Origin of the sequence: Lapillicoccus sp., from assembly GCF_025353065.1 — a bacterium.
Lineage (GTDB): Bacteria > Actinomycetota > Actinomycetes > Actinomycetales > Dermatophilaceae > Lapillicoccus.
On record NZ_JANXRJ010000245.1, the window covers coordinates 1 to 26,297 of the forward strand.

Sequence of the window (26,297 nt, forward strand, 5' to 3'; positions counted from 1 at the left end):
TCCACTTCGAGCCGGATCCCCCGCCCTCGTCCCGTATGCCGCGTGCCCCCCGTTGCGTCCGGCGCGGTGGTAGTCCTGGCCACCGACCTGTCGGACGCAGTGCCCGCCGAGGTGCGCAGGACCGCGTTCTGCACCGTCCGCACCGCGTCGATCGGCCGCTCGTCGCCGAACTCCCACGGGAGGAACGCACCGGTGCGCTCCTCCGCGGCGCCCGACCGCGGGTCGTTGTGGCTGCCGGCCCCGTCGGCGTCGAGGTGCGCGAAGATCCGCTTGAGCGCCGTCTCCCCGAGGCGGCGCAACGCCTTCGGGGTCAGCGTGATCCCCTTGTCGCCGGACTGGATGTAACCCTGCCGCTCCAGCTCCCGCTGCAGGTCGCGCAGGGCCTGCAGGTCGCGCACGGTCTGCTGCGGCAGCTGCCGCTCCAGCGCGTCGACATCGACGTCGTCGAGCGAGCCCCCGGCAGACGACTCGGCGAGCTGCTGCTCAAGCGACTCGATGTCGGCGAGGTCGGCGAGCGCACCGACGGCCTCGCCCATACCGAGTGGCTGGTTGCCGCTGATCTGGCCCGGACGGCCGCGGCCCTGGAACATACCCGGCCGCAGGGCCCGGAGGTTGTCGGAGAGCGCGCCCATCTCCATCTCGAGGCCGGCGTCCTGCATCGCCTGCTGCATCAGCTGTCCGAGCTCGTCGCGCTGCTCCGGCGAGAGCGACTCCATCATCCGCTGCGCGGCGGCCGACCGGCGGGCGAGGGAGTCGATGAGCTCGTCGACATCCTGCGGGTCGTCGGGGAAGAAGTCACCGTGCTTGTCCATGAAGTCGGCGAACCGCTCGGTGGTGTCCTCGCCCTTGGCGTGGGCGTCGAGCAGCCGGTTGAGGTCGGCCATCATGTCCTTGACGGCCTGCATGGCCGCGGGGTCCTGGCCCGAGAGCGCCTGCTTCATCCCCTGGAACTGCGCGTCCAGCACCTCGTTGCGCAGCAGCTCCATCGCCTTCTGGTAGTGCTCCTGGCCCTCGGCGCTGGCCCACTGGTAGTCGGAGAGGGCGTTCATCATCCGCGCGGTGTCGGGCGGCAGGGTGTCCAGCTCCATCTCCTTGAAGCGGGCCTCGTCCCCCTCCTGGCCCGCGAGGAACTCCTCGTCGGCCTGCACCGCCCGGTCGAGCTCCTCCCGCACCTGCTGCATCGTGCCCGCGAGGTCGCCCCGCCGCTCGATCTCACGACGGCGCTTGGCGAGCTCGCGGCGCAGCGAGTCGAGGCCCGAGCGCTCGCCCATCCCCTTGCGCATCAGCCGCTCCATGGCCTCGCGCAGGCTGGAGCCCGCCATCACGTCGGCGCCGATCTCGTCGACCGCGGCCCGGACGTCGAAGGGCGACGCGAGGGGGTCGGCGCCGCCGTCCCACGAGCCGTAGCGGTAGCGCCCGCTGCGGTGGCTGCCTCGGCTGCCCCCGCGGCCGCCACGATCCTCGGTGGGTGCCATCGGCTCAGCTCCCGTAGATCGTCTGCCCGTCGGCCTCGACCTTCGAGAGCCGCCGGGTGAGGTGGAGTCCTTCGAGGACGAATTCGACTGCAGCAGCGACCTGCCCGGGTGACACCGACTCCTCGTCGACGCCGAGGCGCTCGAGGATCATCGCGAGGCCGGGGGTGGAGCCGATCTGCTCGAGGACGGTCGCCGCGGGCACGAGGTCGCCGGTCTCGACCGTGGAACCGTCCTCGAAGTGGGCGGTGAAGCCGGTGAGGTCGCCACCGGCGACGCGCTCGCGGAAGGTCGCGGCGGTGGCGAGGCGCAGCAGGTGCCCCACGACCTCCAGCTCGCGGCCCTCCTCGCCCATCTCGAACTCGACCTTGCCGCGCAGCGACGGCAGCACGTCGCCGAGGTCGCCGATGCGGGCGACCGCCTCGTCCTCCCCGGTGAGCGCGGCCCGGCGCAGGGCGCTGGCTGCGGTCGACTCGGCCGCCGCGATGGCGAATCGCGCTGAGACACCTGAGCGCTGGTCGATCGAGGACGAGGTGCGCAGCTCCTGGACAAGGCGGGCGATGACCTCGAGGATGTGCGTCGGGACGGCCGCGACCAGCTCCGCCTCCTGCTGGATGAGGGCGACCTCCTGCTCGACGTCATCGAGGTAGTGGGTGCGCACCTCGGCGCCGAAGCGGTCCTTCAGCGGGGTGATGATGCGGCCGCGGTTGGTGTAGTCCTCGGGGTTCGCGGAGGCGACGACGAGCATGTCGAGGGGCAGCCGCACGGCATACCCGCGGACCTGGATGTCCCTCTCCTCCAACACGTTGAAGAGTGCGACCTGGATGCGCTCGGCGAGGTCGGGCAGCTCGTTGAGGGCGAAGACCCCGCGGTGGCCGCGTGGGAGGAGGCCGTAGTGGATCGTCTCGGGGTCGCCGAGGGTGCGGCCCTCGGCCACCTTGGTCGGGTCGACGTCCCCGACGAGGTCGCCGACACTGGTGTCAGGGGTGGCCAGCTTCTCGGTGTAACGGTCGTCGCGGTGACGCCAGTCGATCGGCACGTCGTCGCCCTCGGTCGCGACGAGCGTCCTGCAGCGAGAACAGATCGGGGCCAGCGGCTCGTCGTGGATCTCGCATCCGGAGATCTCCGGCGACCACTCGTCGAGCAGGCCGACGATGGTGCGCATGAGGCGCGTCTTGCCCTGACCGCGCTCCCCGAGGAGGACGAAGTCGTGCCCGGCGAGCAGCGCGCGCTGGACGTCGGGCAGCACGGTGTCGTCGAAGCCGACGATGCCGGGAAAGGCGTTCTCGCCGGCCGAGAGCGTCCGGACGAGGTTGTCGCGGATCTCGGCCTTGACGGTGCGGGCTCGGTAACCGCTCGCTCGGAGCTGACCGATGGTTGCCGGAGTGGGGTGGACAGAGGCGGGGTGCTGTGAGGAGTCGACCACGCAACGACGATACGTCCGGGTCGGGTGGCTGCCAAGCGACCTGTCCAAGGAGCACACTCGCCGGATCTATTCCCGGTTCCGCCCAGGGCTGACGCTGCTGGTCAGGGCTAGTCAGGGCTAGTCAGGGCTGGTCAGGGCTAGTCAGGGCTGGTCAGGGCTGGTCAGGGCTGGTCAGGGCTGGTCAGGGGCCGGTCAGGGCCGGTCGCCCTGCGCCGCGAGGTAGTCCAGCTGCGCCTGGACGCTCATCTCGGCGGCGGGCCAGACCTCCCGGGGGACGGCGGCATACACCTGCTCGACGACCGCTCGGGCGTCCACCGCCCCTGCTGCCACCGCGGCGCGCACCTGCTCGAGCCGCTCGGCGCGGTGCTCCCGGTAGTGCTGCACGACATCAGCAGCCTCCGGTAGGACCGGGCCGTGGCCGGGCAGGAAGGTGGCGACCTCGCCTGTCGCAGTGCGGCGCTCGATGAGCTCGAGCGTCCGCAGGTATGCCGCGAGCTCACCGTCCGGCCACGCCACCACCGAGGTGCCGCGCCCCAGGACGCTGTCCCCGGTGAGCATCGCCCGGTCGGCGGGCAGCACGACCGAGATCGAGTCGCGGGTGTGCCCGGGGGTGAGCAGCACCTCGAGCTCGAGGCCACCGACCACGAGGTGCTCACCGTCGGCGAAGGCGTCACCGTGCCCGGCACCCCGGACCGGAGCGCCCGTCAGCTCGCCGAACCGGCCCGCCGACTCCGCGTGGTCGAGGTGGCCGTGCGTGAGCAGGGTCAGGGCGACCCGCGCCCCGAGCCCGTCGACGGTCGCGAGCACCCGGCGCAGGTGCTCCTCGTCGAGCTCGCCCGGGTCGACGACGACCGCCCGGTCGGAGCCGGGCTCGAGCAGGACCCAGGTGTTGGTGCCGTCCAGGGTCATCGGCCCGGCGTTGGGCTCGAGGACGCAGGTGGCGCGGACCGTCACCGGTCCGGAGCCCCAGGGGACGTCGCTGCTCATCGGCCGACCCTAGCCGGGCCCGTCCTTTATCGGGTCACCCGATAAAGGAACGAGCCTTCACGCGACAACGGGACGGTTCGCCCGAGAACCGTTCTCGAGCGAAGCGCCCCCTTATCGGGTCACCCGACAAAGGGACGAGCGCGCTCCAAGAACCGTTCTCGAGCGAAGCGCCCCTTTATCGGGTCACCCGATAAAGGGACGGCCCGCCGCTCACGGCAGCCGGACCCGCATCACGGCCTGCCCGTCCCGCTCGAGGAGCTCGGGCAGCACGGCCTCCACGGACCCGCCCGAGGCGAGGAAGTCCGCCGCCGAGGGGGCCTCGCCCACCGACTCGACCGAGACGATCGTCGGGGGCAGCATCCCCACCGAGCCGGCGGCATACTCGCGCAGCAGGTCGGCGGGCACCACCCAGTCGGCGACGTCGGCCTCGCTCGTGTCGTCGTCGGGGATCTGCCCCTCGGGCAGCAGCGCCGCGAAGAACCACGTGTCGTAGCGCCGCGGCTCGAACTCGGGTGTCACCCAGTGCGCCTTGACGGCCAGCAGGTCCGAGCGCAGCACCAGCCCCCGGCGCAGCAGCATCTCGGCGAGCGACTGCTCGCGCGAGAGCAGGGCCGCCCGCTCGACGTCCCACTCCGGGTCACGCAGGTCGGCCACCACGCTGTCGGCATGGGGCCCGGCGAGCAGCACCCCGCACTCCTCGAAGACCTCCCGGACGGCCGCCGCCACGAGCGACCGCGCGAGCCCCTCGTCGCACGCGAGCCGCTGGGCCCACTCCGCCGCCGACGGGCCCGCCCACGGCAGGTCTGCCGCGTCGTCCCGCGGGTCGACCCCACCGCCGGGAAAGACCCACACGCTGGGGGCGAAGGCCATCGACGCGACCCGCCGCAGCATGAACACCTCAACGCCAGTGGTCCCGTCGCGCACCAGCATCATCGTGGCGGCGGTCCGCGGCACCGCGATCCCGGCACCTTCACCGCCGGTCACCTTACCCGCGAGCCAGGCCCTGGCCCTGTCGCCCAGCGCGCCGATGTCGAACTCCCGCAGGGCCATTGGTCGCCTCAGCTCACGAGATCAGTCGCGGACCGCGACGACGATCTCCACCTCGACGGGCGCGTCGAGCGGCAGGGCGACGACTCCCACGGCCGACCGCGCGTGGATACCGGCGTCGCCGAACGCATGGCCCAGCAGCTCGCTCGCGCCGTTGACCACCCCTGGCTGACCGGTGAACGACGGGTCGGAGGCGACGAACCCGACGACCTTGACGACCTGGGTCACCTTGTCGAGGTCGCCGATGAGGGCCTTGACGGCGGCCATCGCGTTGAGGGCGCACGCCTGCGCGAGCGCCTTGGCGTCCGCGGCCGGCACGAGGCCGTGCCCGTCACCGACCTTGCCGGTCTGGACCATCGCGCCCGACACCATCGGGAGCTGGCCCGAGGTGTAGACGAGGTCGCCGTGGCGCACTGCCGGCACGTAGGCCGCGACCGGCGGCACGACCTCGGGCACCTCGAGCCCGAGGGCCTTGAGGCGGTCCTCGACGACGCCCACGTCAGGCCTTCTCGCGCTTGAGGTAGGCCACCAGGCTGTTGCCGTCGGGCCCGGTGACGACCTGGACGAGCTCCCAGCCGTCCACGCCCCAGTTGTCGAGGATCTGCTTGGTCGCGTGCACGATCAACGGCACGGTCGCGTACTCCCACTTGGTCATGACCGGCACCTTATCCACCCCGGGCACTCTGACCTACCGTGGACCGCGTGACGCCACCCCCCGACGCGCCCGGCCTCCCCTCCGCGAGCACTCCCCCGCCCGCCCGGACCGCGGCATACGGCAGCGACCCGGCGCAGGTCTACGACGTGCGGCTCCCGACCCGCGCGTCCACCGGCACGACGGTCGTCATCGTGCACGGCGGGTTCTGGCGTCAGCAGTTCGACCGGGCCCATGCGGCGCCCCAGGCGCAGGCGTTCGCCGCTGCCGGGCACCACGTCGCGGTCGTCGAATACCGCCGGGTCGGTATGCCGGGTGGCGGCTGGCCGGGGACCTTCGACGACGTCACGGCCTCCATCGAGGCGATCCGCGAGGACACCCAACTCCCCTCTCGTTGCGTCCTGGTCGGCCATTCGGCCGGTGGATACCTCGTCGCGCTCGCGGCGTCACAGCCGTGGGCCCACGGCATCCGCGGCGTCGTCAGCCTCGCCGGCTGCGTCGACCTCGTGAAGGGCGTCGAGCTGGGTATGGGCGGCACCGCGGTCGCGGACTTCCTCGGCGCCGCGCCGGTCACCGACCCGTCGGCCCCGCTCGCCGCCGCCGACCCGGCGATGACGACCCCGGCCGTGCCGGTCGTCCTCGTCCACGGGGACCTCGACGAGACCGTGCCCATCGAGGTCTCGCGGTCCTACCTCGCCAAGGTCGAGTCCGCGACCACGCCCCACGCAGACGTCGAGCTCCACGCGATCCGGGGCGCCGACCACTTCGCGCTGATCGACCCCGGGGCCCCGGTCTTCGCCGAGATCCTCGACCGGGTCACCGCCCTGACGCAGCACTGACGGTGAGCCGCCCACCGGCGGCGAACCGCACGTCGGCGAGGGTCCCCACCACCGCGTCGGCGACGAGCTCGTCGCGCGGCGTCGTCGTCATGAGCGCGAGGGTGGCGCACCCGGCCGCGCGCGCCGCCACGAGGCCGCCCGGCGCATCCTCGACGACGAGGCACTGCGTGGGGTCGACGCCGAGCCGACGCGACGCCTCGAGGAACGGGTCCGGGTGCGGCTTCCCCCGCTCCGTGTCGTCGAACGTGACGACGACGTCGGGCCGCAACAGCCCACTCGCAGCCAGCCGCACGTCAGCGAGATCACGTGTGCACGAGGTCGCGATGGCGACGCGCGCAGGGTCCAGAGCGCTGATCGCGGACAGCGCCGCGACCGCGCCCGGCAGCGGCACGACCCCGTCGGTGTCGGCCAGCTCCAGCGCCAGGATCCGTTCGAAGCAGGCGTCCCACCGTGCCTCCGGGAAGACCGCCTCGACGATCCCCCGCGCCGGGATGCCGTGGAAGCCGGTCAGTCGCACCGGGTCGATCCCCTCCTCCTGCGCCAGTCGGACCCAGCAGCGGGCCACCGCCGGTGTCGAGTCGACGAGCGTGCCGTCCATGTCGAAGATGACGGCCGCGAAGGTCCGTCCGTGGAGGGCGCCGAGGATGCCGTGGGGGCCGGTCGCGAGAGCATCGGTCACCAGCACAGCCTAGGAGCCGCGGCCCCGCCCGGATGCCGGCTCCTCCCGGTCCGCGACGCAGCACGCCGCCACGCCCGCTGGCGTGACGGCGTTGCTGGTTGGCGGCGCGACCGGTGACGGTGTCAGGCGAGGATCGCCCGAGCCCGGTCCGCGTATGCCGCGGCCACGGTGACCTCGAACTGCTCGGCCTCGAAGCCGCTGACGCTGGAGAAGTCCCGCTGCCCCCGGGTGGTTCCGTGACCCACGAACCCGAAGATCCGACCCCAGAGGGCGGCGAACAACGGGGCGCCGAAGAGCAGGCCGAAGGCGGGGCCGGGCAGGAACAGCCCGAAGATCAGCGTCAGGAACAGGCCGAACCAGAGCCCGGACAGGGCGCCGCGCAGGACGGCTCCACCACGAGTGAGGCGGCCGGTGACGTATTCGACGGCCCGCAGCCCGGTGCCCGTGATCCGCGCCGTCGCGACGGGGAACCCCGCGTCGGAGAGGCGGTCGACCATCGACTGTGCGCTGCGGTAGTCGGTGAAGGTCGCGAGGGTCTCGCGGGGGACGAATTCGGTTGTGCCAGTGGTGGTGATGGGGTAGGTCGTCGACGTGTTCATGAGAACTCCTGAGAATGTTTTGTGAGTGGTGTGAGTGGTGTGAGTGGTGTGAGGTGTACGTGCTGCGAGAACTGGGGCAGAAAGGCGCGATCAGGCGTTCACCGGCTCGCGGTGGAACAGCCGCCGCATACCGGCCTTGAAGTCCTCGGACTTCCGCTCGTGGCGGGCCGTGCGGGCGGCCGCTGAGGCGATCTCCGCTGCCTCTCGCGCCGAGTCGACCTCGGCGGCGATCTGCTCGCCCGGCACGCGGACCACGGTGCCGCCGTACTCCTGGGCGCGTTGCTCTGCGGGATAGACGTCGTTGACCACCTCGGCCAGCACGACGTTGCTTCCCGGCGCGATGCCCCTGGCCAGCAGGTCCAGACCGTCCTCGTCGTCCTCGATGCGCTCGATCCTGGCCGCGTCGTGGACGAGCCCGCCCATGCTCCCGACGGACCACCCCAGCAGCATCCCCAGAGGTCCGCCGAGCACGCCGACCAGCGCGCCGATCGCGCCGCCACCCAGCACGGCGGTCCCGGACCCTCGGGGGATGTCGGCGTCCTTGACGAGCAGCTGCCCATCGGGGGTGCGCTCCACGATGAGCGCCTGTCGGACATCGGAGTCGCGGCGCAGATCAGCGAGGAGGTGCGGCGATCGCGTCGGGTCCTGAAGGTTGAAGATCAAGACGGTGTCTGTGTATTTCATGGCCAGTTCCTTTGTCTGGCAGTTGTTCTGGGTCTTCCAGCATGACGGTGGCAGCACTCCGAGTCGATGGTCAGGCGCACTGCATCGAGGGCCTCGGGCGGGGCGCCGGCACACCGCCGGGCCGGATCGAGACGGTAGTTTCTCGGGATGGGCGACAGCGACGAGACGTCACCGCACCACGAGGCCCTCGCGACGATCGTGCAAGACCTGAGGGTTGAGGAGCAGCTGCTCGGCGAGCGGATATCCGACTGCATCGAAGCCGAGGTGACCTACTTTCGCAGCGGGGCGGTCGATCGTGCGGACCTGGTCGAGACCACCTCGGGTGTGCTGCGGGCGGCCCTCGACGCCTTCGGCCAGAAAACCGCCGTGGCCGCCTTCGACAGCTCCGGTGCCACGCTCACCGGTCTGCGGTGGGCCCGGATGGGTGTGCCCCTGGTCGCGGTCCTCTCGGCCAGCCGGATCAGCTCGCGGTTCACCTGGCAGACCGTCGTCGCCGCCGCAGAACGCCGTCAGGCGCCTCCCGAGCTGCTGGTCACCGTGGCGTCCGCCCTGTTCCACATGCAGGACCTCACGGTCGAAGCGGTGATCGAGAGCTACCGGTCGGAGTCCACCGCGATCCGGGTCAGCCAGGAGGCCGAGCGGTCAGCACTCGTCGAGGCCCTGATCAACGGGCAAGCGATGCCGACGGTGACCCTCTGGGAGATCGCGGAGCTGCTCCAGCTCCCTCACGACGGACACTTCACCGTGGTCGTGGCCGAGCTGCAGCGGACCGCGCGCGGCGTCCTCGGCGACGTCGAGCGGCACCTCCACTCGGCGGGCTTCCGGTCGGTGTGGCGACTGCTGCCGGACGTGCAGGTGGGCATCGTCTCCCTGCCCGGCGGCGCGCAGGACATCCGTGGCCTGCTGCGGGTGCTGCGCGCCAACTCGACCGCCCGACAGGGCGTGAGCCCCGTCTACGACGACCTCGCGGCCACCGCCGGCGCCAACCGGCTGGCCCGGAGCGCGCTGCTGGGATCCATCGGGGGCGCCGAGCACGTGGTCATGTTCGACGACGCCCCCCTGCTGATGACCTCGGTGGCGGCACCGGAGATCAACCTGCGCATCGCCCGGTCGGTCCTGGCCGGCCTCGACCTCCTCGGCCCCGAGCAACGGACGCTCCTGCTCGACACGCTCTCCGGCTGGTTCGACTGCGCCGGATCGGCAGCCCTGACCGCGGAGAGGCTCTACCTCCACCGCAACACGGTCCGGCAACGACTCAACCGGCTGGAGCAGCTGACCGACCGCTCCCTGACCAACCCCCGCCACGTCGCCGAGCTCTGCATCGCTCTCGAGTCGGAACGTCACCTGCCCGGCGGCGTTCTGCCTGCACTCTGATGTCAGCTGCTGTCATCGCCTAGGATCACCCCATGAGCCGCTGGCAGCCCGACGCGCGCGGCCGGCTCCAGCAGGCGGCGCTGGAGCTCTACGCCGACCACGGGTTCGAACAGACCACCGTCTCGGAGATCGCCGCCCGCGCCGGGCTCACCGAGCGCACCTTCTTCCGCCACTTCGCCGACAAGCGCGAGGTCCTGTTCGACGGGTCCGACCTCCTCCAGGAGCTCTTCGTCGAGGCCGTCCAGGACGCCCCCGCCGGGGTGACCCCGATCGACGCGGTCGCCGCCGCCCTGTATGCCGCGGCCGCCATGTTCCAGCGGCGTGACCACTCCCGCCGGCGCCGGTCCGTGATCGACGCCAACCCCGGCCTGCGCGAGCGCGAGCTCACCAAGCTCGCGGCGCTGGCCGCAGCCGTGGCCGACGCGCTGCGGCGCCGCGGCGTCTCGGAACCCGCCGCCAGCCTGACCGCCGAGGCCGGGATCGCGGTGTTCAAGGTCGCCTTCGAGCGGTGGGTCACCGACGACGACGGACGCGACTTCGCGCACTTCGTCGAGGAGTCGCTGGCCCACCTCAGAACCGTGACCACAGAGCCGTGACCACAGAGCCGTGACGGGGGGCGCCTGACCGGTGACAGGGGCCGCCTGACCAGTGACAGGTGCCGCCCGAGGCCGCGGCATACGCCGGGGTTAGGGTCGTTGCATGGCTTCCGCCCCCGCCCTGCCGTGGGCCAGAGCGCGGCTCCACGTGGTCACGGGCAAGGGCGGCACGGGCAAGACGACCGTCGCCGCGGCGCTCGCGCTGGCGCTGGCCGCCGGCGGCAAACGGGTGCTGCTCGTGGAGGTCGAGGGCCGCCAGGGGATCAGCCAGACCTTCGACGTCGCCCCGCTCGCGACGATCGAGGTCCGCATCGCACACGCGTCCGGCGGCGGTGAGGTCCTCGGCCTGTCGGTCGACGCGAAGGCCGCCCTGCTGGAGTACCTCCAGATCTTCTACAAGCTCGGCCGCGCCGGCGGCGTCCTCGAGCGCTTCGGCGCCATCGACTTCGCCACGACGATCGCCCCCGGGGTGCGCGACGTGCTGCTCATCGGCAAGGTCTACGAGGCCAACCGCCGTCGCCGCGACGGCCGCCGCAGCAACCCCGTCGAGGGCGAGATGGTCTACGACGCCATCGTCCTCGACGCCCCGCCGACCGGTCGGGTCGTGCGCTTCCTGTCGGTCAACGAGGAGGTCGCGGGGCTGGCCAAGATGGGGCCGATCCACTCGCAGGCCGCCTCGATCACCGAGATGCTCCGCAACGGTCAGAGCATCGTCCACGTCGTCACGCTGCTGGAGGACATGCCCGTGCAGGAGACCGTCGACGCCATCGCCGCCCTCGAGACGGCCGGCCTGCCCGTGGGCGCCGTCGTCATCAACCAGGTCCGCGAGCCGGTCCTGCCCGCGCGCGAGCTCAAGGCGGCGGCCAAGGGCTCGATCGACCGCGACGCCGTCCGCCTGGGGCTGGAAGGCGCCCGGCTCAAGGTCACCGACACCCTGGTCGACGGCCTCGCCCTGGAGGCGCGCGACCACGCCCAGCGCGTCGCCCTCGAAGCCGAGCAGCTCACTGTCGTCGAGGCGCTCGGCCTGCCGACCTTCCGGCTCCCCTCCCTCTCCGACGGGGTCGACGCCGCTGCCGTGCGCGAGCTGGCCGACCTCCTCACCGAGCAGGGGATGGTCCCGTGACCCCGCCTCGCGCCGGTAGCCGCAGCGGTCGCACCCCGGCCACCACCCCGCGACTCGACGTCGACGCCCTGCTGGCCGACCGGCATACGCGAATCATCGTGTGCTGCGGGGCGGGTGGCGTGGGCAAGACCACGACGGCTGCCGCCCTCGGCCTGCGGGCCGCGGAGCAGGGGCGTCACGTCGTCGTCCTCACCATCGACCCGGCGCGACGGCTGGCGCAGTCGATGGGGCTCACCGAGCTCGACAACCAGCCACGACCCGTCACGGGGATCGACCTCGGGGCCGGCGGCAGCCTCGACGCGATGATGCTCGACATGAAGCGGACCTTCGACGACGTGGTGCTCGCCCACTCGACCCCGGAGAAGGCCGCGCAGATCCTCGCGAACCCCTTCTACGAGGCGGTCTCCAGCTCCTTCGCCGGGACGCAGGAATACATGGCGATGGAGAAGCTGGGACAGCTGCGGGCGGAGGCCGACGCCGAGGGCACCTGGGACCTCATCGTCGTCGACACGCCGCCGTCGCGGTCGGCGCTCGACTTCCTCGACGCGCCGACGCGGCTCGGGTCCTTCCTCGACGGCCGCTTCATCCGGCTGCTCACCGCGCCCGCCAAGGCCGGCGGCCGCGCCTACCTGCGGGTCTTCAACGCGGGGATCAACCTCGTCTCGTCGACGATGTCCAAGGTGCTCGGCGGCGACATGCTGCGCGACGTGCAGACCTTCGTGATGGCGCTCGACACGATGTTCGGCGGGTTCCGCGAGCGCGCCGACCAGACCTATGCCCTGCTCAAGCAGGACAGCACCGCGTTCCTCGTCGTCGCCGCACCGGAGCGCGACGCCCTGCGCGAGGCCTCGTTCTTCGTCGACCGCCTGGAGGTCGACGGTATGCCGCTCAGCGGCCTGGTCATCAACCGCATCCAGCAGGTGGCGGCGCCGGGGCTCAGCGCGGCGCGCGCGCGGGCGGCCGCCGAGCAGCGGGCCGACGAGGGCGACGTCCTCACGGCCGGACTGCTCACCGTGCACGCCAGCGTCGCCGAGACCGCCGAGCGGCAGCGTCACCTGGTCGGCCGGTTCTTCGCCGGTCACCCGAAGACGCCCGTCGTCGAGGTCCCGGCTCTCGCCGAGGACGTGCACGACATCGATGGCCTGCGCCTGGTCGGCGCGGCGCTGGCCGGCCCGGTCAGCTAGAGGCTGGCCGGGCTGGACCGCTACGAGGTCAGGAGACCTTGACCGTGCCGCTCTCGGCGACGCGCGCCGAGTTGAAGAGGTTCCACCACGAGGTGACCTTCGGGTGGCGGCGCAGCATCGCCCGACGCTCGCGCTCCGTCATCGCCCCCCAGACACCGAACTCCGTGCGGTTGTCGAGGGCGTCGGCGAGGCACTCGGCGACCACGGGGCAGCGCCCACAGATCAGCTTGGCCTGCTGCTGGGCAGCCCCGCGGACGAAGAGCGCGTCCGGGTCGTTGGTGACGCAGTTGCCGAGTGGCGCCCAGTCCGTCTGCAGACTCGCGGTGCCGCGCTCGATGGTCTCCCCCGAGACCGCCTTCATGTGCATGGTCGTGATAGTCACGATCTGTTCCCCAATCCCCACTGGATGATGTCGGGCCAGATCACCGTCGAGTCCCACCTCGACGACGTCCCCATTGCCCCCCACTGAATGTAGAGAGGGGCGGCGGGCGGCAACATCCCTCATCGGGGTGGTTGTGGGAGCCATTGGTACTAGTCATCTCGGGCCATGCGCCCGACCGGGGGGGTCCGCCATGAGCCCGCTGAGCACCGGCTGTCACATGTTGTCGCGATACTCTGTCGACCATGCGTGCCGGACGAACGACCAACATCGCGAGCGTCATCAAGATGCTGGGCGCCTTCGTGGCGACCGCCATGGTGATCGGGCTACTCGTGGCCGGTGTCGCCATGCCGGCCGTCGGGGCCATCGGTTCCATCACCCGCTCCGGCATCGACGTGTTCGACTCGCTGCCGACCTCGTTCAGCGCGGCCCCGCTGTCGCAGCAGTCCCGGCTCACGGACGTCACCGGCGCCCCCCTCACCACCCTCTACGACGAGAACCGGGTGATCGTCCCGCTCACCAGTGTCGCGCCGATCATGCAGCAGGCGCAGGTCGCCATCGAGGACAGCCGCTTCTACGAGCACGGCGGCCTCGACGTTCGCGGCGTGGTGCGCGCGGTGGTCTCCAACGCCCAGGGCGATGTCGTCCAGGGCGGGTCCACCCTGACCCAGCAGTACGTCAAGCTGCTCCTCCAGGAGACCGCGATCAAGAATGGCGACCCGGCTGCCGCCAGTGCCGCCACCACCCGCACCGGTCTCGCGGGCCTGACCCGCAAGCTCCAGGAGCTGAAGTACTCCATCCAGCTGGAGAAGACCCAGACCAAGGCGCAGATCCTCCAGGGCTACCTCAACATCACCTACTACGGGGACCGCGCCTACGGCGTCGAGGCGGCCTCGCAGCACTACTTCAGCCACAGCGCGAAGACGCTCAGCGTCGTCGAGTCCGCGCTGCTGGCCGGGCTCGTCCAGAACCCGAGCTCGACCGACCCGATCAACAACCCGACGAAGGCGCTCGCTCGCCGCAACGTCGTCCTCGACCGGATGCTCGAGCTCAAGGTCATCACCAAGAAGCAGCACGACGCGGCGAGGGTCGTGACCATCGCGCAGATGCTGCACGTCTCGCAGCCGCAGAACTCCTGCGCCGGGGCGGGCGACAACGCCTACTTCTGCGAGTACGCGCTGCAGTACGTCCTGCTGGACCCGTCCTTCAATGCGATGCTCGGCAAGACGGTCGAGGAGCGCAAGGCGAAGATCTACCGCGGCGGCGTGACCATCAAGACGTCCATCGAGCCGGGGTTCTCGGCGATGATGCGCAACGAGATCGTCCAGCGAGTGCCGCAGGGCTACACCGAGCGGAACATCAAGATCGGGTCCGCGGCCGTGTCGATCGATCCCAACACGGGCCAGGTCCGGGGGATGGCGCAGAACACCCAGTACTCCGCCACGTCGACGGCCTGGGACCACACGTCGGTCAACTGGGCGGTGGACCAGAAGTACGGCGGCTCGGGGGGCTTCCAGTTCGGCTCGACCGCCAAGGCCTTCGCCCTGGTCACCGCGCTCGAGAACAACCTGCCCATCAACACCCGGGTCCAGGCCCGGGAGGCCTCGGCCGCCAGTCCGACCACCTTTACCGCCAAGGACTTCCCGGGTGGAGCCGACCAGTGCGGACTCCAGGGCACGTCGTGGACAGTCAAGAACGAGGCGGCCGGCGAGGGCGGCCCCCGCACCCTCAGCGAGGCGACCGCGAGGTCCATCAACACCGCGTTCGTCGCGCTCACGCAGCAGCTCGGCGCCTGCAAGGTCCGCGACACCGAGATCCGCCTCGGCATGCACCTGGCCAACGGCCAGCCGGTGCTGCACGGCCCGGCCGCCATCGTCCTCGGCGCCCAGGAGATCTCCCCCATGACGGTCGCCAACGCCTACGGCGTGATGGCCGCCGGCGGCAAGCTCTGCACGGCCGACCCCATCGTGGCGATCACCGACTCCACCGGGAAGGCGCTGCCGATCCCGGCACCCGGCACGAGCAACTGCACGCAGGTCGTCGCTCCGGATGTCGCAGCGGGGGTCGCCCGGATCATGAAGGCGACCCTCGACCCGGCTCAGCTCGGCACCGCCGCGGCCAGCGCCCTCGCCGCGGGGCGGATCGCCGCCGGCAAGACCGGCACCTCGGACAAGAACAACGAGACGTGGTTCGTGGGCTACACCCCCACGCTCGTCACCGCCGTGTGGACCGGGACGCCGCTGGAGAACCACAGCGCCCTCGACAACATCCACCTCCCGGGAGGCCCGTTCCCGGTGGTCTACGGCGCCTCGGTCTCAGCGCCGATCTGGAAGGGCATCATGGACAACGCCCTGAGCGGATCGCCCAACGCCGACTTCCCGGCACCGTCCCAGACCATCATCGGCGGCAACATCCAGCCGGTCCCCTACGTGGCCGGGCACACCGTCGCCGACGCGACGACGATCCTCGCCGCCCAAGGCTTCGGCGCGACGGTCGGGCGCACGACCTACTCGAACTATCGTGCGGGTCTCGTCATCGGCACCGACCCGCAGGGCCAGGTCCCTGTTGGCACCACCGTGTCGCTCATCATCTCGGCCGGCCCCGGCGGTTACCAGACGCCGATCCGACCGCAGGGCCAGCCGGCGACCACGCCCACGACGCCGGCCACCGCTCCGAGTCAGACCAAGGGCCCCTGACCGCTCTGGACGGCACGGACCCGAGGGGGTAGCGGGCCCGCCACCTTCAGCCGGACGCGAGCAGCCGCCTGACGACGGCCGAGACCCGGCCGCCGTCCGCGCGACCGGCAACGAGCGGCTGAGCCGCCTTCATCACCGCGCCCATCTGCGGCATACCGGTGGCGCCTGAGGCGTCGATCGCCTGTCGTACCAACACTTCCAGCTCGTCGTCGCCGAGCTGGGAGGGCAGGTAGGCCTCGAGGACCACGAGCTCGGCGTCCTCCTTCGCCGCGAGCTCGGGCCGCTTCGCGTCGGTGTATGCCGCGGAGGCCTCCTTGCGCTTCTTGGCCTCCTTGGCGAGCACCTTGAGCACGTCGTCGTCGCTGAGGTCGACCGCCTCGGTGCCGGAGACCTCGGCGGTGGTGACGGCGGTCAACGCCATCCGCAGGGTGGCCACGCGGACGGTGTCGCGCGTCTTCATCGCGGTCGTGAGGTCCGACTTCAGGGTGTCCTTCAGGGTGCTGCTCATGGGGGCAGTCTCTCAGCCTGCGCAAGGGCATTCCCTTCAATGGTCCTCGGCCGGGCGTGGAAGACTGTGCCGATGCACCCCGTCGTCCGAGCCGGCCTCGGCGCCGCCGCCCTCGGGGCTGCCGGCCTCGGCTACGCCTCGCTCATCGAGCGCAACGCCTTCGTCCTGCGGCGCCGCAGCGTCCCGGTCCTGCCCCGCGGCCACCGACCCGTGCGGGTCCTCCACCTCTCGGACCTGCACCTCATGCCCAACCAGCGGCGCAAGGTCGAATGGGTGCGCTCCCTGGCGGCCCTGCAGCCCGACCTCGTCGTCAACACCGGCGACAACCTCTCGCACCGCGACTCGGTCCCGGTGGCCCTGCACGCCTACGAGCCGCTGATGGAGGTCCCGGGCGTCTTCGTCCTGGGGTCCAACGACTACTTCGCGCCGGGCTTCCGCAACCCGTTCGACTACTTCCGCCAGGACTCCCGCCGCGGGGGTCCGGCGCCGGCGACGCTGCCGACCGACGACCTCGTGCGCGGGATGGGCGACGGCGGCTGGACCGACCTGACCAACCGGCGAGCCGTCCTCGAGGTCGCGGGCGCCGCGATCGAGTTCGTCGGTGTCGACGACCCCCACCTCGACTACGACCGCTACGACCTCGTCGAGGGCGTCGCCGACCAGAGCGCGCTGCTGACGATCGGGGTCACCCACGCGCCCTACCAGCGGACGCTCGACGCCATGACGAAGGACGGTGCCTCGCTGGTCATCGCCGGGCACACCCACGGCGGGCAGCTCTGCCTGCCGTTCTACGGCGCGCTCGTGACGAACTGCGACCTCGACACCTCACGGGTCAAGGGCGTCTCGCGGTGGTGGCCCGGCGCCGGCTCCGAGCCGTCCAGCGCGGCTCCCCGCGACGCCGCCTGGCTCGAGGTGTCAGCCGGGCTGGGGACCTCGCCCTACGCGCCGGTCCGGTTCGCCTGCCGGCCCGAGGCCACGCTCCTGACGCTGGAGCCGGCGCACTGACGTCCGGCATGCCGGCTCGCCACGTGGCCCGCGGCATACCGATTGGGAGGTGGCGGGGGTGCTCGGCTAATATCTGTCCTTGCTGCTCGTTCCGGTTCTCCGGGGCCGGCAGACCAGCCACGGGGTGTGGCGCAGCTTGGTAGCGCGCTTCGTTCGGGACGAAGAGGCCGCAGGTTCAAATCCTGTCACCCCGACTCGGTGGACCCGGGCCGTCAACGGGTAGCGGTGACCACATCCTGGTGTGGTCAGCACTACTCGTTTGTCTCTACCCCCGAGGCCGTGCGCCTCGACCCCTGCACCCGGCATACCGGGTGGATTCCCGAGACGGAGCGCTGACCCCACTTGGGCTGTGGTCACCACGTCGCCGGGTCACCCCGCCGCGCCCGCGATCGGGGTTTAGCGCTGGAAGGTGACGTGGATGGTGCCGCTCTCGGCCGTCTCGCTGGTCACAGTGAAGTCGCCCGCGAGCATCCTCACATCGTCCCAGAGCCGCCCGCCCTTCCCCAGCACGATCGGGGCGATGCTGACGTGGAGGCGGTCCACGAGTCCGGCACGCAGGAAGTCACGCACGACCCCGGTGCCGCCGCCGACTCGCACGTCGCGGCCGCCCGCGACCGCCTCGGCCCGCTCCAGAGCCTCGGCCGGAGTCACGGAGAGGAACTCGAACGAGGTGCCGTTGGCCATCGTCAGCGTCGGACGAGGCACGTGGGTCAGCACGAATACGGGCACCCGGAAAGGGGGTTCGTCGCCCCACCAGCCCGTCCAGCTCGGGTCGTCGGGGAAGGTGTGCAGCCCGAACATCGCGGCCCCCATGATCTCGGCGCCGACCCCCTCGAAGTAGGCCGCGGCATACGCATCGTCGATGCCCGTGGTCCCCGCGCCGCTGGTGTCGCCCAGCACCCGCTCGCGGAAGGTGCGGGTCGCGGCGTATGCCGCCGTGAGAGCCTCCCAGTCGGCGCCCATCGGCTGCTCGGGGCTCGGATCCGCGGGCGAGGCGACGCCGTCGAGGGAGATGTTCAGGTCGACGCGGACCGCCATGGGAGCTCCTCCAGGATCGTTGTTGCTCGGGGTCTTTCACGACGAGGCGTCGGACCGCGTGTCGGCCTGGGACCGCGTGCGGTGCGGGAAGCGGTGCACCTCCTGCGGCCAGCCGACGGCGACCGCGATCCTGCCGGCCCAGTACCGCGCCTCAGCGTCGCCCGGCACGTCCACGACTGCGAAGCCGCCGAGATGCTCCTTCGTCTCGACGTACGGGCCGTCGGTGAACACCGGCGTGCCGCTACTCGCGTCGACGCTGCACACGACGGTCGACCCGTCCAAGCCGCCGTCGCTGAAGATGAAGACACCGTCTGCGGTCATCTCCTCGATCACGGCCCGGCCGGCCTTGCCCCTCTCGCGCAGTTCCGCCATCGTGAGGTCGGGCACCCACTCGTCGTTGAAGGCGATCAGATACTCCGTCATCGCACACTCCTCTGCCCACCAGCAGCCCGGACGGCTGCCGCCTACCTTGACGACGAACGCGCCGGCGTCGATCCGACAACGCGACCACCATCATTCTGGGTCATCGCGCGGTATTAGCCGTGATTCTCGCCGCTCCTCCAGCGCATAGCCAGGACAACCGTCAGGCCCGTGCACGACCCACACAGAGGGGAACGAAATGAGCTGGAGCGGACAGAGTTGGGGTCCGGAGCAGCCCCGGGTCGCGGTGGATCTCACCGGGAACAGGTGCGCAGACATCGTCGGCTTCGGCCTCGACGGCGTCTGGGCCGCACTCAACAACGGCGACGGCACCTTTCAGCCGCCCAACATGGTCCTCTCCGGCTTCAGCTCGCGGACGGGGTGGAGCACCGAGAAGCACCTACGCCTGCTGGCCGACCTCAGCGGCGATGGCCGTGCGGACATCGTCGGGTTCGGCGAGGCCGGAGTCTGGAGCGCGCTGAACCGCGGTGACGGCACGTTCGGCCCGATGCGATTCGTGGTCGCCGACCTCGGATCCGACCACGGTTGGCGGATCGACCAGCACCCGCGGGTGGTCACCGACGTCACCGGCGACGGCAAGGCCGACATCATCGGCTTCGGCGACGCCGGCGTCTGGACCGCGCTCGGCAACGGCGACGGGACCTTTCAGACGCCGACGCTGGCGTTGACGGACTTCGGCTACAGCCAGGGCTGGCGCGTCGACCAGCATCCCCGCTTCGTCGTGGACCTCACGGGCGACGGCAGGGCCGACATTGTCGGCTACGGCGAGGCCGGGATCTGGGTCGCGCTCGGGAACGGGGACGGGACGTTCCGACCGGCGACGTTCGCGCTGGCCGAGTTCGGCCCGGACAGGGGCTGGCAGGGCACCAAGCATCCGCGCCTGACCGGCGACCTCAACGCCGACCGGCGCGCCGACCTGGTGGCCTTCGGTGACGCCGGCGTCTGGATGGCGCTGAGCAACAACGACGGCACCTTTGGCAAGGCGATCTTCATCCTCGCCGAGCTCGGCTACGACCAGGGCTGGCGCGTCGAGCACCACCTGCGGTCCACCGCCGATGTCACCGGTGACGGCCGCGACGACATCGTCGGCTTCGGCGACGATGGCGTCTGGGTCGCTGTGACGGGCGGCAGCGGTGCCCACCTGGTCCTGAAGGACTTCGCCGTCAACGGAGGCTGGCACGTTCAGGACCACCCGCGCGCGTTGGTCGACCTCGATGGCGACGGGAAGGCCGACATCATCGGCTTCGGTGACGCCGGCGTGTGGGTCGCGCTGAGCGACGGCGACGGGAGCTTCCAGCCGGCCCGCTTCGTCCTCGCCGACTTCGGCTACCACGCCGGCCCCGTCGTCGAGAAGATCACCGTCGACTTCCACACCCTCGACGACGATCTCAACGACGACTCGCTGCTGCACGTCTTCGTCAAGAACCGGAACAGCGACTCGTCCAGCGGCGGTGGCGCCACCACCTTCGAGGAGAATCTCGAGTCCTTCCAGGCGCACGACACCGACTGGTTCGGCAAGAACCCCTATCTCGGCTGTGCCGTGAACGCCAACAACGGCAACACCTTCCACGACCAGTCGACGAATACCGTGACGCTGCAGCTGCGCTCGAGGCCCATCCCGGTCGAGGAGCTCCGGCTGCCCGAGGTGCACGTCCACCTCCTCGCGCACTCCAGCGACACCTGGAAGTTCGACTACACGCTCACCATCACCCTCGACGACGGCACCGCGCTGCCGCCGTTCACCTCGACCGTCGACGGCCTCAAGGGCATCGTCCTCAACCAGGACAACCGCAACCACTACGGGATCTGCAACGAGTTCAAGGCTGTCACGGCCCCGCAGAAGCCGGTCACGGACGAGGTGCTGACCGGCGTGACGATCGAGTTCCTGACTCACGATGACGACAAGAACGCCGATACGACGCTCAACGTGCACATCGTCAATCGCGTCAGTGCGACGGAGAGCCAGGACATCTCGGTGGCCACCGACGTCGCCCACGGGGAGCGGTTCGCGGACTCCACCGACGACGGCGGTCAGACCTACCGGCGGATCGACCTGCCGCTCGCGTCGGAGTCGATCTACCTGCGAGACATGGTCCTGCCGCTCGTCTACCTCACCATCGCGGCCGACGAGGACCAGTGGATCTTCGACTACCGGGTCACGTTGTTCTTCGGGGGCCAGCCCTACTCCTGGACCGTGTCCGGCGTGGTGCTCGACCAGGACCACCACAAGCACCGGGGCGTCTACAGCGGCCGGCCGTTCCCCACGCTCTTCTACCCGATGGCGCCGATCATGCCGGACGGCCGGGCACGAACGCCCACCAAGGAGATCTCGCTCGCGTTCGTGGCCCGGAAGCTGGACGAGCTGTTCAACAGCCGACAGACCGCCGGTGCGCCGCACCCCCTCATCAAGGTCAGGCTCTTCAGTTCGCAGAAACTCGGAGATCAGAATCCGCCGTCCTACTCGGACCTGCAGGGCATCGTCAACGATGCCCCGGCGCCGGACGGCCAGCCCTTGTCCTCCGACTACGAGATGGGGACGACCTACTCGCACGCCATCTCCGAGCTGGGCTGGTTCACGACGGTCTTCGGCATCGGCGTGCATCTCAACGACATCAACACGGAGTCGATGGCGATCACGGTCAACCCGGAGGACGACCAGACCCCGATCACGGTCGACGTCGTGTTCGAGACGGGCGGGCCCGAGGAGATCACGGGCAGCTACGACCTGGACATCGTCAACCTGCGGATCACGCTGCGGCTGACGTTGCGCTACCTTCCGGCGACCAGGACCATCGACCTCCTGGGCTGGGTCGATGACATCAAGAACATCATGGCGACGCCGATCAGCCTGCCCTCCGACGGCCCTGTCGTCTATCGGATGCAGGGAACGTTCCTCGGCCAGCCGATCGACGAGCAGGTGATCGACCCGGAGGCATTCAGGACCACTCTCGTGGAACAGGTCGTGCACGTCGGCTTCGACACCGGATCGAGCCTGGACCCGGGCGGCATCATCCGCCAGCACATCCGTGACAAGATCTACGGCACCCTCAAGAACGCCGATCCCGATCCCTGGAGTCGGGTGACGACACGGGACTCGATCAACGCCGCGGCGACGTCCTTCCTCATCGGCCACGTGGTCGCCAGTGGGAGCGCGGAGCTCGTGCCCTATCCGTATCCCTCCGATCTGACGGATGCCCAGCTCCGGAACGGCGTGCTGTGCCTCTCGTTCGACTACCCGCAGATGCGCTTCCTCGATGTCGCACCCGCGGACTGGCCGGCCACCGCCACGCCCGGAGCGCTCGAGAACATCGACCACATCATCGTGCTGCTCCAGGAGAACCGCTCGTTCGACCACATGCTCGGCTACCTCAGCCTGCCGCCCGAGAAGGGCGGGATGGGACGGCACGACATCGACGGCCTCACGGGCGACGAGTCGAACCCCTACGACGACCGGAGGTGCGTCTCCTTCCCCCTCGCTGCCGGTGACACGATCTTCTCCCCGGGCCCGCCGAACAGCCCTGAGATGGTGGCCATGCAGATCAACGGCGGGCAGATGGACGGCTTCGTCCGGGCCCAGGCCGAGGAGTGCGGGCCGGCGACGGCGCACCGCGTCATGGGCTACCACACGGCGGACAACGTACCGACCTACGACGCGCTGGCCCGGGACTTCGCGGTGGGCCACCGCTGGTTCGCCTCGCACCCCGGACCCACGTTCCCGAACCGGTTCTACGAGCTCACGGGTCGGCCGAACATCGACCCGTGGGGTGCGTGGGAGTACTCCAACTCCAGCCCGCGCGTGGCCTCGATCTCGGAGACCATCTTCGATCACCTGAGCGACAACGAGGTCACCTGGCGCTGCTTCGAGCACTCCTTCAGCTTCATCCGGCGCTTCGAGCGCTACACGTTCGACTCGGAGCACGTGGTCGAGTACGACGACGCGACAGCGGGTTTCAAGGCGCTTGCGATGTCGGGCAACCTGCCGTCGGTGTCGTTCATCGAGCCCCACTACGTCGACTACCCGCCGGACAGCTTCTGCGACGAACCGCCGTCCGACATCCGGAAGAGTCAGGCGTTCATCCGCGATCTGGTGGAGACCGTGGTCGCCGGCCCGAGCTGGGACAGGACGCTGCTGCTCATCACCTACGACGAGCACGGCGGGTTCTACGACCACGTGCCCCCGCAGGACGCTGTGCCCGTAGCGCCCGGGATGCTCCCGACCACCGGTCTACGCGTGCCGTCGTTCGTGGTCTCGCCCTGGATCACGGCCGCCACGGCGTTCGGCTCGGACGACCTGCACTTCGACCACACGTCGATCCTCAAGACGATCGCCCGCCGGTTCCTGAGCACCAACTACCCCTACCTCGGTGCCCGGTATGCCGCGGCGCACGATCTGTCCGAGGTCCTGAACAGCGGGATCCGCACCGAGCAGTTCCGGCCGTTCATCCCCTACACGCTCGTGTATGCCGCCTCGGCGATGCGTCTCGATGTGCAGGGCGGGAGCACGGCGGTCGGTGGTCCGGTCTGGCAGTTCACTCCGAACGGCACCGACGCACAGTCCTTCCGGTTCGAGGACGCGGGCGACGGCCTCCTCTACATCCGGACGTTGGCGGGCCTCTACCTGACCGCGGACCTCGTCGGCGAGGGACCGGGCAGCCAGGTGCCGATAGCGGTCAGGCAGGAGCGCAAGCTCGAGCCCGGGCCGCACGCGGTGGCGGCAGACACCGACCGCCAGCGGTGGAGGCTCGTCGGCTCGTCGGTCGTCGCACTCCCCTCGGACGACTACACCGTCTCGTGCGCGGCATACCCGGGCGCGGTCCTCCAACCCGCCGACGGCAGTACGGCGTCCGAGGTTGCCGTCGTCCTGGCGGAGCCGGGCAGCATCTCGCCGATGGCGCTCCCCCACCCGTGGATCGTCCGGTCGCCGCTGCTGCCGGCCGCCGGCTCGGTGAGCCAGACGTAAATGCGGTGGGCGCTGGGGCGGGGCCCCTCCGGGCGAACAGATCCTCGAGGCTGCGCGACGCGCCGACAGCGGCTACCGCCTACTGGCTCGTCGCCCTCAATCATCCTTGGGGGTTGGGCAGGGTCGCCTGGTGCGCGTGGACAACGATCTCGACGTCGCGATCGAGGTAGCGCCCGGCGACTGGGGGGAGGTCTTGGGCTCGGGCGAAGCGGGCGTGGACTTCGGGGCCCGACATGGGCCACCCGGAGATCGGGTGGCGCCAGTGGGCGAGGACGAGGCAGCCGTCGGTGGTCAGCACACGGGCGATGCGGGCGATCAGCCGGTCGAGAACGACGGGGCTGAGGAAGTACCCCGCCTCCGAGAGCACGACAAGGTCGAACTCGCCTTCCGGGAGCTCGGTCGACAGGTCGCCAAGACGCAGCTCCACGGTGCGCAGCCCCTGCGTGAGGGTTGCCGCGGCTGCCAGCGCGCGGGGGCTGGAGTCCACCGCGATGAGCTCGTCGCAGAACTCGGCCAGCTCCACGGTCAGGGTGCCGGTGGAGCACCCGAGGTCGAGGGCCCGGGTGAACCGAGGACGCGGCAACATCGCGAGCAGGAGGCGGCGTTTACGTTGCTCGTACCACCGGGTCGTCGTCCCCCAGGGGTCGAGGTGTTCGCCGTGCAGGTCGTCGAGGGCGTCGTCGCGGGGTTGGCCGAGGACGAACGTCTCGTGGGGTCCGGTGAAGTGCTCGATCAGGGACGGGCTCAGCAGGGTCTCGTCGCCGGGGCGGTCCGACAGCGGTGCGACCTGGCTGCGGTGGCACGCGATCGCGCGGACCTTGGCGTTGCGGTCGGACGCCGTCAGGGCCACACGCCGCAGCGGGCCCCACGGGACCTCACCCGGGTCGGCGTGGTGCCACAGCCACACGGGGTAGTGCAACAAGGTGGCCCCGGTCCGGTATGCCGCGCGCTGCGCCGCCCGGCCGAGTGCATCATGGTCGGGGTGGCCATCTTCGAGGTACGGGGCGAGCAGCAGTGTCGCCCGCCCGTCACCGATGGTCGCGACGAGGCGCCCGGTCAGCTCTTTGTCATGCGTGGTGAGGCTGCCGTCGGGCAGGTCCCAGACTGTCAGCTCGTCCGCGTCGCCACCGAGCGCCGCCCAGGCTCGCTCCGCCTCGCGCCTGCGCTGCTGCGCCAGCACGGTCACGGTCATCGTGGGTGACCGCGGATGCGAGTGCTCGCCCGCGGTCGCCACCACCAACGTCACCGGGATACCGGCGGCCCTGACCGTGGCGATCACCCCGCCCGCTCCGAGGCTCTCGTCGTCGGGATGGGCGGCGACGACGACCACCCGTTCGGGCCGGTCAGCACCCAATGGATCCCAGAGCGGCACCTCCCCCCACTCCGCGCGCCCCGTCCACTCCTGCGCGGTGGTACCCGCGCCGTCATGCCGAAAGGATCGGCTCACCGCGGGTCGCCGATCGAGAATGGTGAAGGGCTCATCACGTAAGGACCACCACGACCATCGTTCATGCTTGGGCCCTGATCTCACCCTGGAGGGCCAGCTCATCATCCAGCGCGCGCAGGTAGCCGGCAAAACCCTCCGGTACACGACCGTCACGTCGCCCGGAGGTCATCACCCGCGTACCGCCCACGACACGAGCCCCTGCCGCGCGCAACGCACGCACGAGAAGCACGTCTTCCTGCTCGCTGACCGCAGCGAAGCCGCCAACACTCAGGTAGGCATCGAGGCGTACCGCCAGGTTCGCCCCGTGCAGCGACCCGCGCCCACGCGGGTGGCGACGCCACCACGCGTCCAGACTGATCGGCGACATCTCGCTCGGGTCAGGATGCACCTCCCCCAGGACCAGGTCGTGACCGGCCGCCAAGGACACCAGATCCATTAACAGTCCCGGGGCACGATGCAGTCGGCGTCGGTGTTCACGACGAGGACATTGCGGGGGTCTGAGGCTGCCAACACCGCCGTACCGCGCAGGATCCCCGCTCCGCGGGCGGCGCCCACGCACCCGGCGTCCAGATCCACCAGATGGACCGAAGGATCGGCCACACCAGCCGCGGTGCCGTCAGTGCACCGGTCCAACACCACGACGACCTCCACCTGCCTCACGCGATGCAACGTCACGTCAGACGAGGGGCTGAGGAGGGCCTCGGCCGACTGACGCACCGATCGCACGCACCGACCGATCCGTTCCACCTCGTCATGGGCCGGGACCACGACCAGCACCGCCGAGATCGGCGGCCAGTCGCGTAGGGAAGCGCCGTGCGTGCCTTCACGGGCCCCGGAGAAAGTCACAGGCTCCGGTCCTGACGTCGGCGGGTCACGCAAAGGTCTATACCCCGCATCGATGCCCCGAATCTCCGAGACACCCCCACCGAGGAGATGCAAACCCCGTACCGGCAGTGAACACCCACCGCTTCGGCTGGCCACCTCGAGGTCCCATGGACGGACCCCATCAGCTCTGGCGAGATTCGCCGTCGTCATCGTGCTCCACCAAACACGCCCAGGGCCTCGGCAAAGTCGGGCGGTAGGGCGCTGACCTGCGTCTTTTCATGTGTGTCACGCGGTGTGGCGTGAGTGACGGGTGTGGCCCTTGGGGCTTGGATGGAA

The 26,297-nt window shown here is 70.5% G+C and carries 24 protein-coding genes and 1 tRNA gene; 9 read left to right on the plus strand and 16 right to left on the minus strand.

Annotation, left to right across the window (positions count from 1 at the left end):
* The 6 genes from Q0R63_RS17980 to Q0R63_RS18005 all read right to left on the minus strand — a co-directional run.
* Positions 1-1,475, minus strand: a 1,475-nt coding sequence (locus Q0R63_RS17980) for a hypothetical protein (RefSeq protein ID WP_295700370.1), incomplete at its 3' end; no start/stop codon positions are given.
* A gap of 4 nt (positions 1,476-1,479) precedes the next feature.
* Positions 1,480-2,898: a sigma 54-interacting transcriptional regulator gene (locus Q0R63_RS17985; RefSeq protein ID WP_295700373.1), complete on the minus strand. Its 1,419-nt coding sequence runs from the start codon at positions 2,896-2,898 to the stop codon at positions 1,480-1,482.
* Between the two features lie 192 nt (positions 2,899-3,090).
* On the minus strand, positions 3,091-3,885 hold the full coding sequence (locus tag Q0R63_RS17990) for an MBL fold metallo-hydrolase (RefSeq protein ID WP_295700376.1): 795 nt from the start codon (positions 3,883-3,885) through the stop codon (positions 3,091-3,093).
* A gap of 210 nt (positions 3,886-4,095) precedes the next feature.
* On the minus strand, positions 4,096-4,935 hold the full coding sequence (locus tag Q0R63_RS17995; protein ID WP_295700378.1) for an NUDIX domain-containing protein: 840 nt from the start codon (positions 4,933-4,935) through the stop codon (positions 4,096-4,098).
* Between the two features lie 21 nt (positions 4,936-4,956).
* Positions 4,957-5,430 (minus strand): RidA family protein, encoded by a 474-nt coding sequence (locus Q0R63_RS18000; protein WP_295700381.1) that lies wholly within the window; start codon positions 5,428-5,430, stop codon positions 4,957-4,959.
* 1 nt (position 5,431) lies between these two features.
* Positions 5,432-5,587 (minus strand): hypothetical protein, encoded by a 156-nt coding sequence (locus Q0R63_RS18005; RefSeq protein WP_295700383.1) that lies wholly within the window; start codon positions 5,585-5,587, stop codon positions 5,432-5,434.
* 47 nt (positions 5,588-5,634) lie between these two features.
* Between Q0R63_RS18005 and Q0R63_RS18010 the strand changes: the two genes are divergently transcribed.
* A complete protein-coding gene (locus tag Q0R63_RS18010) occupies positions 5,635-6,423 on the plus strand; it encodes an alpha/beta hydrolase (protein WP_295700386.1) in 789 nt (262 codons plus the stop codon).
* Here Q0R63_RS18010 and Q0R63_RS18015 read toward each other — a convergent pair.
* The 3 genes from Q0R63_RS18015 to Q0R63_RS18025 form a co-directional block, all read right to left on the minus strand.
* A complete protein-coding gene (locus Q0R63_RS18015) occupies positions 6,401-7,102 on the minus strand; it encodes an HAD-IA family hydrolase (RefSeq protein ID WP_295700388.1) in 702 nt (233 codons plus the stop codon). The genes Q0R63_RS18010 and Q0R63_RS18015 overlap by 23 nt on opposite strands.
* Positions 7,103-7,224: 122 nt before the next feature.
* Complete coding sequence (locus Q0R63_RS18020) at positions 7,225-7,701, minus strand: general stress protein (protein WP_295700391.1); 477 nt, start codon at positions 7,699-7,701, stop codon at positions 7,225-7,227.
* Positions 7,702-7,791: 90 nt separating this feature from the next.
* Entirely contained in the window at positions 7,792-8,385 is a 594-nt protein-coding gene (locus Q0R63_RS18025; RefSeq protein WP_295700393.1) for a hypothetical protein, read from the minus strand.
* Positions 8,386-8,532: 147 nt separating this feature from the next.
* Between Q0R63_RS18025 and Q0R63_RS18030 the strand changes: the two genes are divergently transcribed.
* From Q0R63_RS18030 to Q0R63_RS18045, 4 genes are all read left to right on the plus strand, one after another.
* Positions 8,533-9,759, plus strand: coding sequence for a helix-turn-helix domain-containing protein (locus Q0R63_RS18030; RefSeq protein ID WP_295700395.1), 1,227 nt, complete (start codon positions 8,533-8,535; stop codon positions 9,757-9,759).
* 32 nt (positions 9,760-9,791) lie between these two features.
* Entirely contained in the window at positions 9,792-10,355 is a 564-nt protein-coding gene (locus tag Q0R63_RS18035) for a TetR/AcrR family transcriptional regulator (RefSeq protein ID WP_295700398.1), read from the plus strand.
* Positions 10,356-10,458: 103 nt separating this feature from the next.
* Positions 10,459-11,478 carry an ArsA-related P-loop ATPase gene (locus Q0R63_RS18040; RefSeq protein ID WP_295700401.1) on the plus strand — a complete coding sequence of 340 codons (1,020 nt, stop codon included), beginning with the start codon at positions 10,459-10,461 and terminating at the stop codon, positions 11,476-11,478.
* Positions 11,475-12,662, plus strand: a complete 1,188-nt coding sequence (locus Q0R63_RS18045) for an ArsA family ATPase (RefSeq protein ID WP_295700403.1) — start codon at positions 11,475-11,477, stop codon at positions 12,660-12,662. Before Q0R63_RS18040 ends, Q0R63_RS18045 begins: the two co-directional genes overlap by 4 nt.
* Positions 12,663-12,690: 28 nt before the next feature.
* Here Q0R63_RS18045 and Q0R63_RS18050 read toward each other — a convergent pair whose 3' ends face one another.
* Positions 12,691-13,023, minus strand: a complete 333-nt coding sequence (locus Q0R63_RS18050; protein WP_295700428.1) for a WhiB family transcriptional regulator — start codon at positions 13,021-13,023, stop codon at positions 12,691-12,693.
* A gap of 263 nt (positions 13,024-13,286) precedes the next feature.
* Between Q0R63_RS18050 and Q0R63_RS18055 the strand changes: the two genes are divergently transcribed.
* A complete protein-coding gene (locus tag Q0R63_RS18055; protein ID WP_295700406.1) occupies positions 13,287-15,737 on the plus strand; it encodes a transglycosylase domain-containing protein in 2,451 nt (816 codons plus the stop codon).
* Positions 15,738-15,783: 46 nt separating this feature from the next.
* Here the strand turns inward: Q0R63_RS18055 and Q0R63_RS18060 are convergent, their stop codons facing one another.
* Positions 15,784-16,245 carry a GatB/YqeY domain-containing protein gene (locus Q0R63_RS18060; protein WP_295700407.1) on the minus strand — a complete coding sequence of 154 codons (462 nt, stop codon included), beginning with the start codon at positions 16,243-16,245 and terminating at the stop codon, positions 15,784-15,786.
* A 72-nt stretch (positions 16,246-16,317) separates the two neighbouring features.
* On the opposite strand from Q0R63_RS18060, the gene Q0R63_RS18065 reads away from it, so the two are divergent.
* On the plus strand, positions 16,318-17,250 hold the full coding sequence (locus tag Q0R63_RS18065) for a metallophosphoesterase (RefSeq protein WP_295700410.1): 933 nt from the start codon (positions 16,318-16,320) through the stop codon (positions 17,248-17,250).
* Positions 17,251-17,370: 120 nt separating this feature from the next.
* A tRNA-Pro gene (locus Q0R63_RS18070) sits at positions 17,371-17,444 on the plus strand.
* A 202-nt stretch (positions 17,445-17,646) separates the two neighbouring features.
* Here the strand turns inward: Q0R63_RS18070 and Q0R63_RS18075 are convergent.
* A complete protein-coding gene (locus Q0R63_RS18075) occupies positions 17,647-18,288 on the minus strand; it encodes a dihydrofolate reductase family protein (RefSeq protein ID WP_295700413.1) in 642 nt (213 codons plus the stop codon).
* 36 nt (positions 18,289-18,324) lie between these two features.
* Positions 18,325-18,711, minus strand: coding sequence for a YciI family protein (locus Q0R63_RS18080; protein ID WP_295700415.1), 387 nt, complete (start codon positions 18,709-18,711; stop codon positions 18,325-18,327).
* Between the two features lie 244 nt (positions 18,712-18,955).
* Between Q0R63_RS18080 and Q0R63_RS18085 the strand changes: the two genes are divergently transcribed.
* The gene (locus tag Q0R63_RS18085; protein ID WP_295700418.1) at positions 18,956-23,689 is read left to right on the plus strand and encodes an alkaline phosphatase family protein; all 4,734 of its coding nucleotides are present in this window, start codon (positions 18,956-18,958) and stop codon (positions 23,687-23,689) included.
* Between the two features lie 100 nt (positions 23,690-23,789).
* Here Q0R63_RS18085 and Q0R63_RS18090 read toward each other — a convergent pair whose 3' ends face one another.
* The 3 genes from Q0R63_RS18090 to Q0R63_RS18100 form a co-directional block, all read right to left on the minus strand.
* A complete protein-coding gene (locus tag Q0R63_RS18090) occupies positions 23,790-25,136 on the minus strand; it encodes a PIG-L family deacetylase (RefSeq protein ID WP_295700420.1) in 1,347 nt (448 codons plus the stop codon).
* A gap of 61 nt (positions 25,137-25,197) precedes the next feature.
* Positions 25,198-25,572: a hypothetical protein gene (locus tag Q0R63_RS18095; RefSeq protein WP_295700423.1), complete on the minus strand. Its 375-nt coding sequence runs from the start codon at positions 25,570-25,572 to the stop codon at positions 25,198-25,200.
* Complete coding sequence (locus Q0R63_RS18100) at positions 25,572-25,982, minus strand: glycosyltransferase (protein ID WP_295700425.1); 411 nt, start codon at positions 25,980-25,982, stop codon at positions 25,572-25,574. The genes Q0R63_RS18095 and Q0R63_RS18100 overlap by 1 nt, the downstream gene beginning before the upstream one ends.
* Between the last annotated feature and the right edge of the window lie 315 nt (positions 25,983-26,297).

Excerpts from the sequence above, each read along its gene's own strand:
- Q0R63_RS17990 (WP_295700376.1), bottom strand. The coding sequence starts at position 3,885 with ATGAGCAGCGACGTCCCCTGGGGCTCCGGACCGGTGACGGTCCGCGCC.
- Q0R63_RS17995 (WP_295700378.1), bottom strand. The coding sequence starts at position 4,935 with ATGGCCCTGCGGGAGTTCGACATCGGCGCGCTGGGCGACAGGGCCAGG.
- Q0R63_RS18005 (WP_295700383.1), bottom strand. The coding sequence starts at position 5,587 with ATGACCAAGTGGGAGTACGCGACCGTGCCGTTGATCGTGCACGCGACC.
- Q0R63_RS18020 (WP_295700391.1), bottom strand. The coding sequence starts at position 7,701 with ATGAACACGTCGACGACCTACCCCATCACCACCACTGGCACAACCGAA.
- Q0R63_RS18025 (WP_295700393.1), bottom strand. The coding sequence starts at position 8,385 with ATGAAATACACAGACACCGTCTTGATCTTCAACCTTCAGGACCCGACG.
- Q0R63_RS18030 (WP_295700395.1), top strand. The coding sequence starts at position 8,533 with ATGGGCGACAGCGACGAGACGTCACCGCACCACGAGGCCCTCGCGACG.
- Q0R63_RS18035 (WP_295700398.1), top strand. The coding sequence starts at position 9,792 with ATGAGCCGCTGGCAGCCCGACGCGCGCGGCCGGCTCCAGCAGGCGGCG.
- Q0R63_RS18040 (WP_295700401.1), top strand. The coding sequence starts at position 10,459 with ATGGCTTCCGCCCCCGCCCTGCCGTGGGCCAGAGCGCGGCTCCACGTG.
- Q0R63_RS18050 (WP_295700428.1), bottom strand. The coding sequence starts at position 13,023 with ATGAAGGCGGTCTCGGGGGAGACCATCGAGCGCGGCACCGCGAGTCTG.
- Q0R63_RS18055 (WP_295700406.1), top strand. The coding sequence starts at position 13,287 with ATGCGTGCCGGACGAACGACCAACATCGCGAGCGTCATCAAGATGCTG.
- Q0R63_RS18060 (WP_295700407.1), bottom strand. The coding sequence starts at position 16,245 with ATGAGCAGCACCCTGAAGGACACCCTGAAGTCGGACCTCACGACCGCG.
- Q0R63_RS18065 (WP_295700410.1), top strand. The coding sequence starts at position 16,318 with ATGCACCCCGTCGTCCGAGCCGGCCTCGGCGCCGCCGCCCTCGGGGCT.
- Q0R63_RS18075 (WP_295700413.1), bottom strand. The coding sequence starts at position 18,288 with ATGGCGGTCCGCGTCGACCTGAACATCTCCCTCGACGGCGTCGCCTCG.
- Q0R63_RS18080 (WP_295700415.1), bottom strand. The coding sequence starts at position 18,711 with ATGACGGAGTATCTGATCGCCTTCAACGACGAGTGGGTGCCCGACCTC.
- Q0R63_RS18095 (WP_295700423.1), bottom strand. The coding sequence starts at position 25,572 with ATGGATCTGGTGTCCTTGGCGGCCGGTCACGACCTGGTCCTGGGGGAG.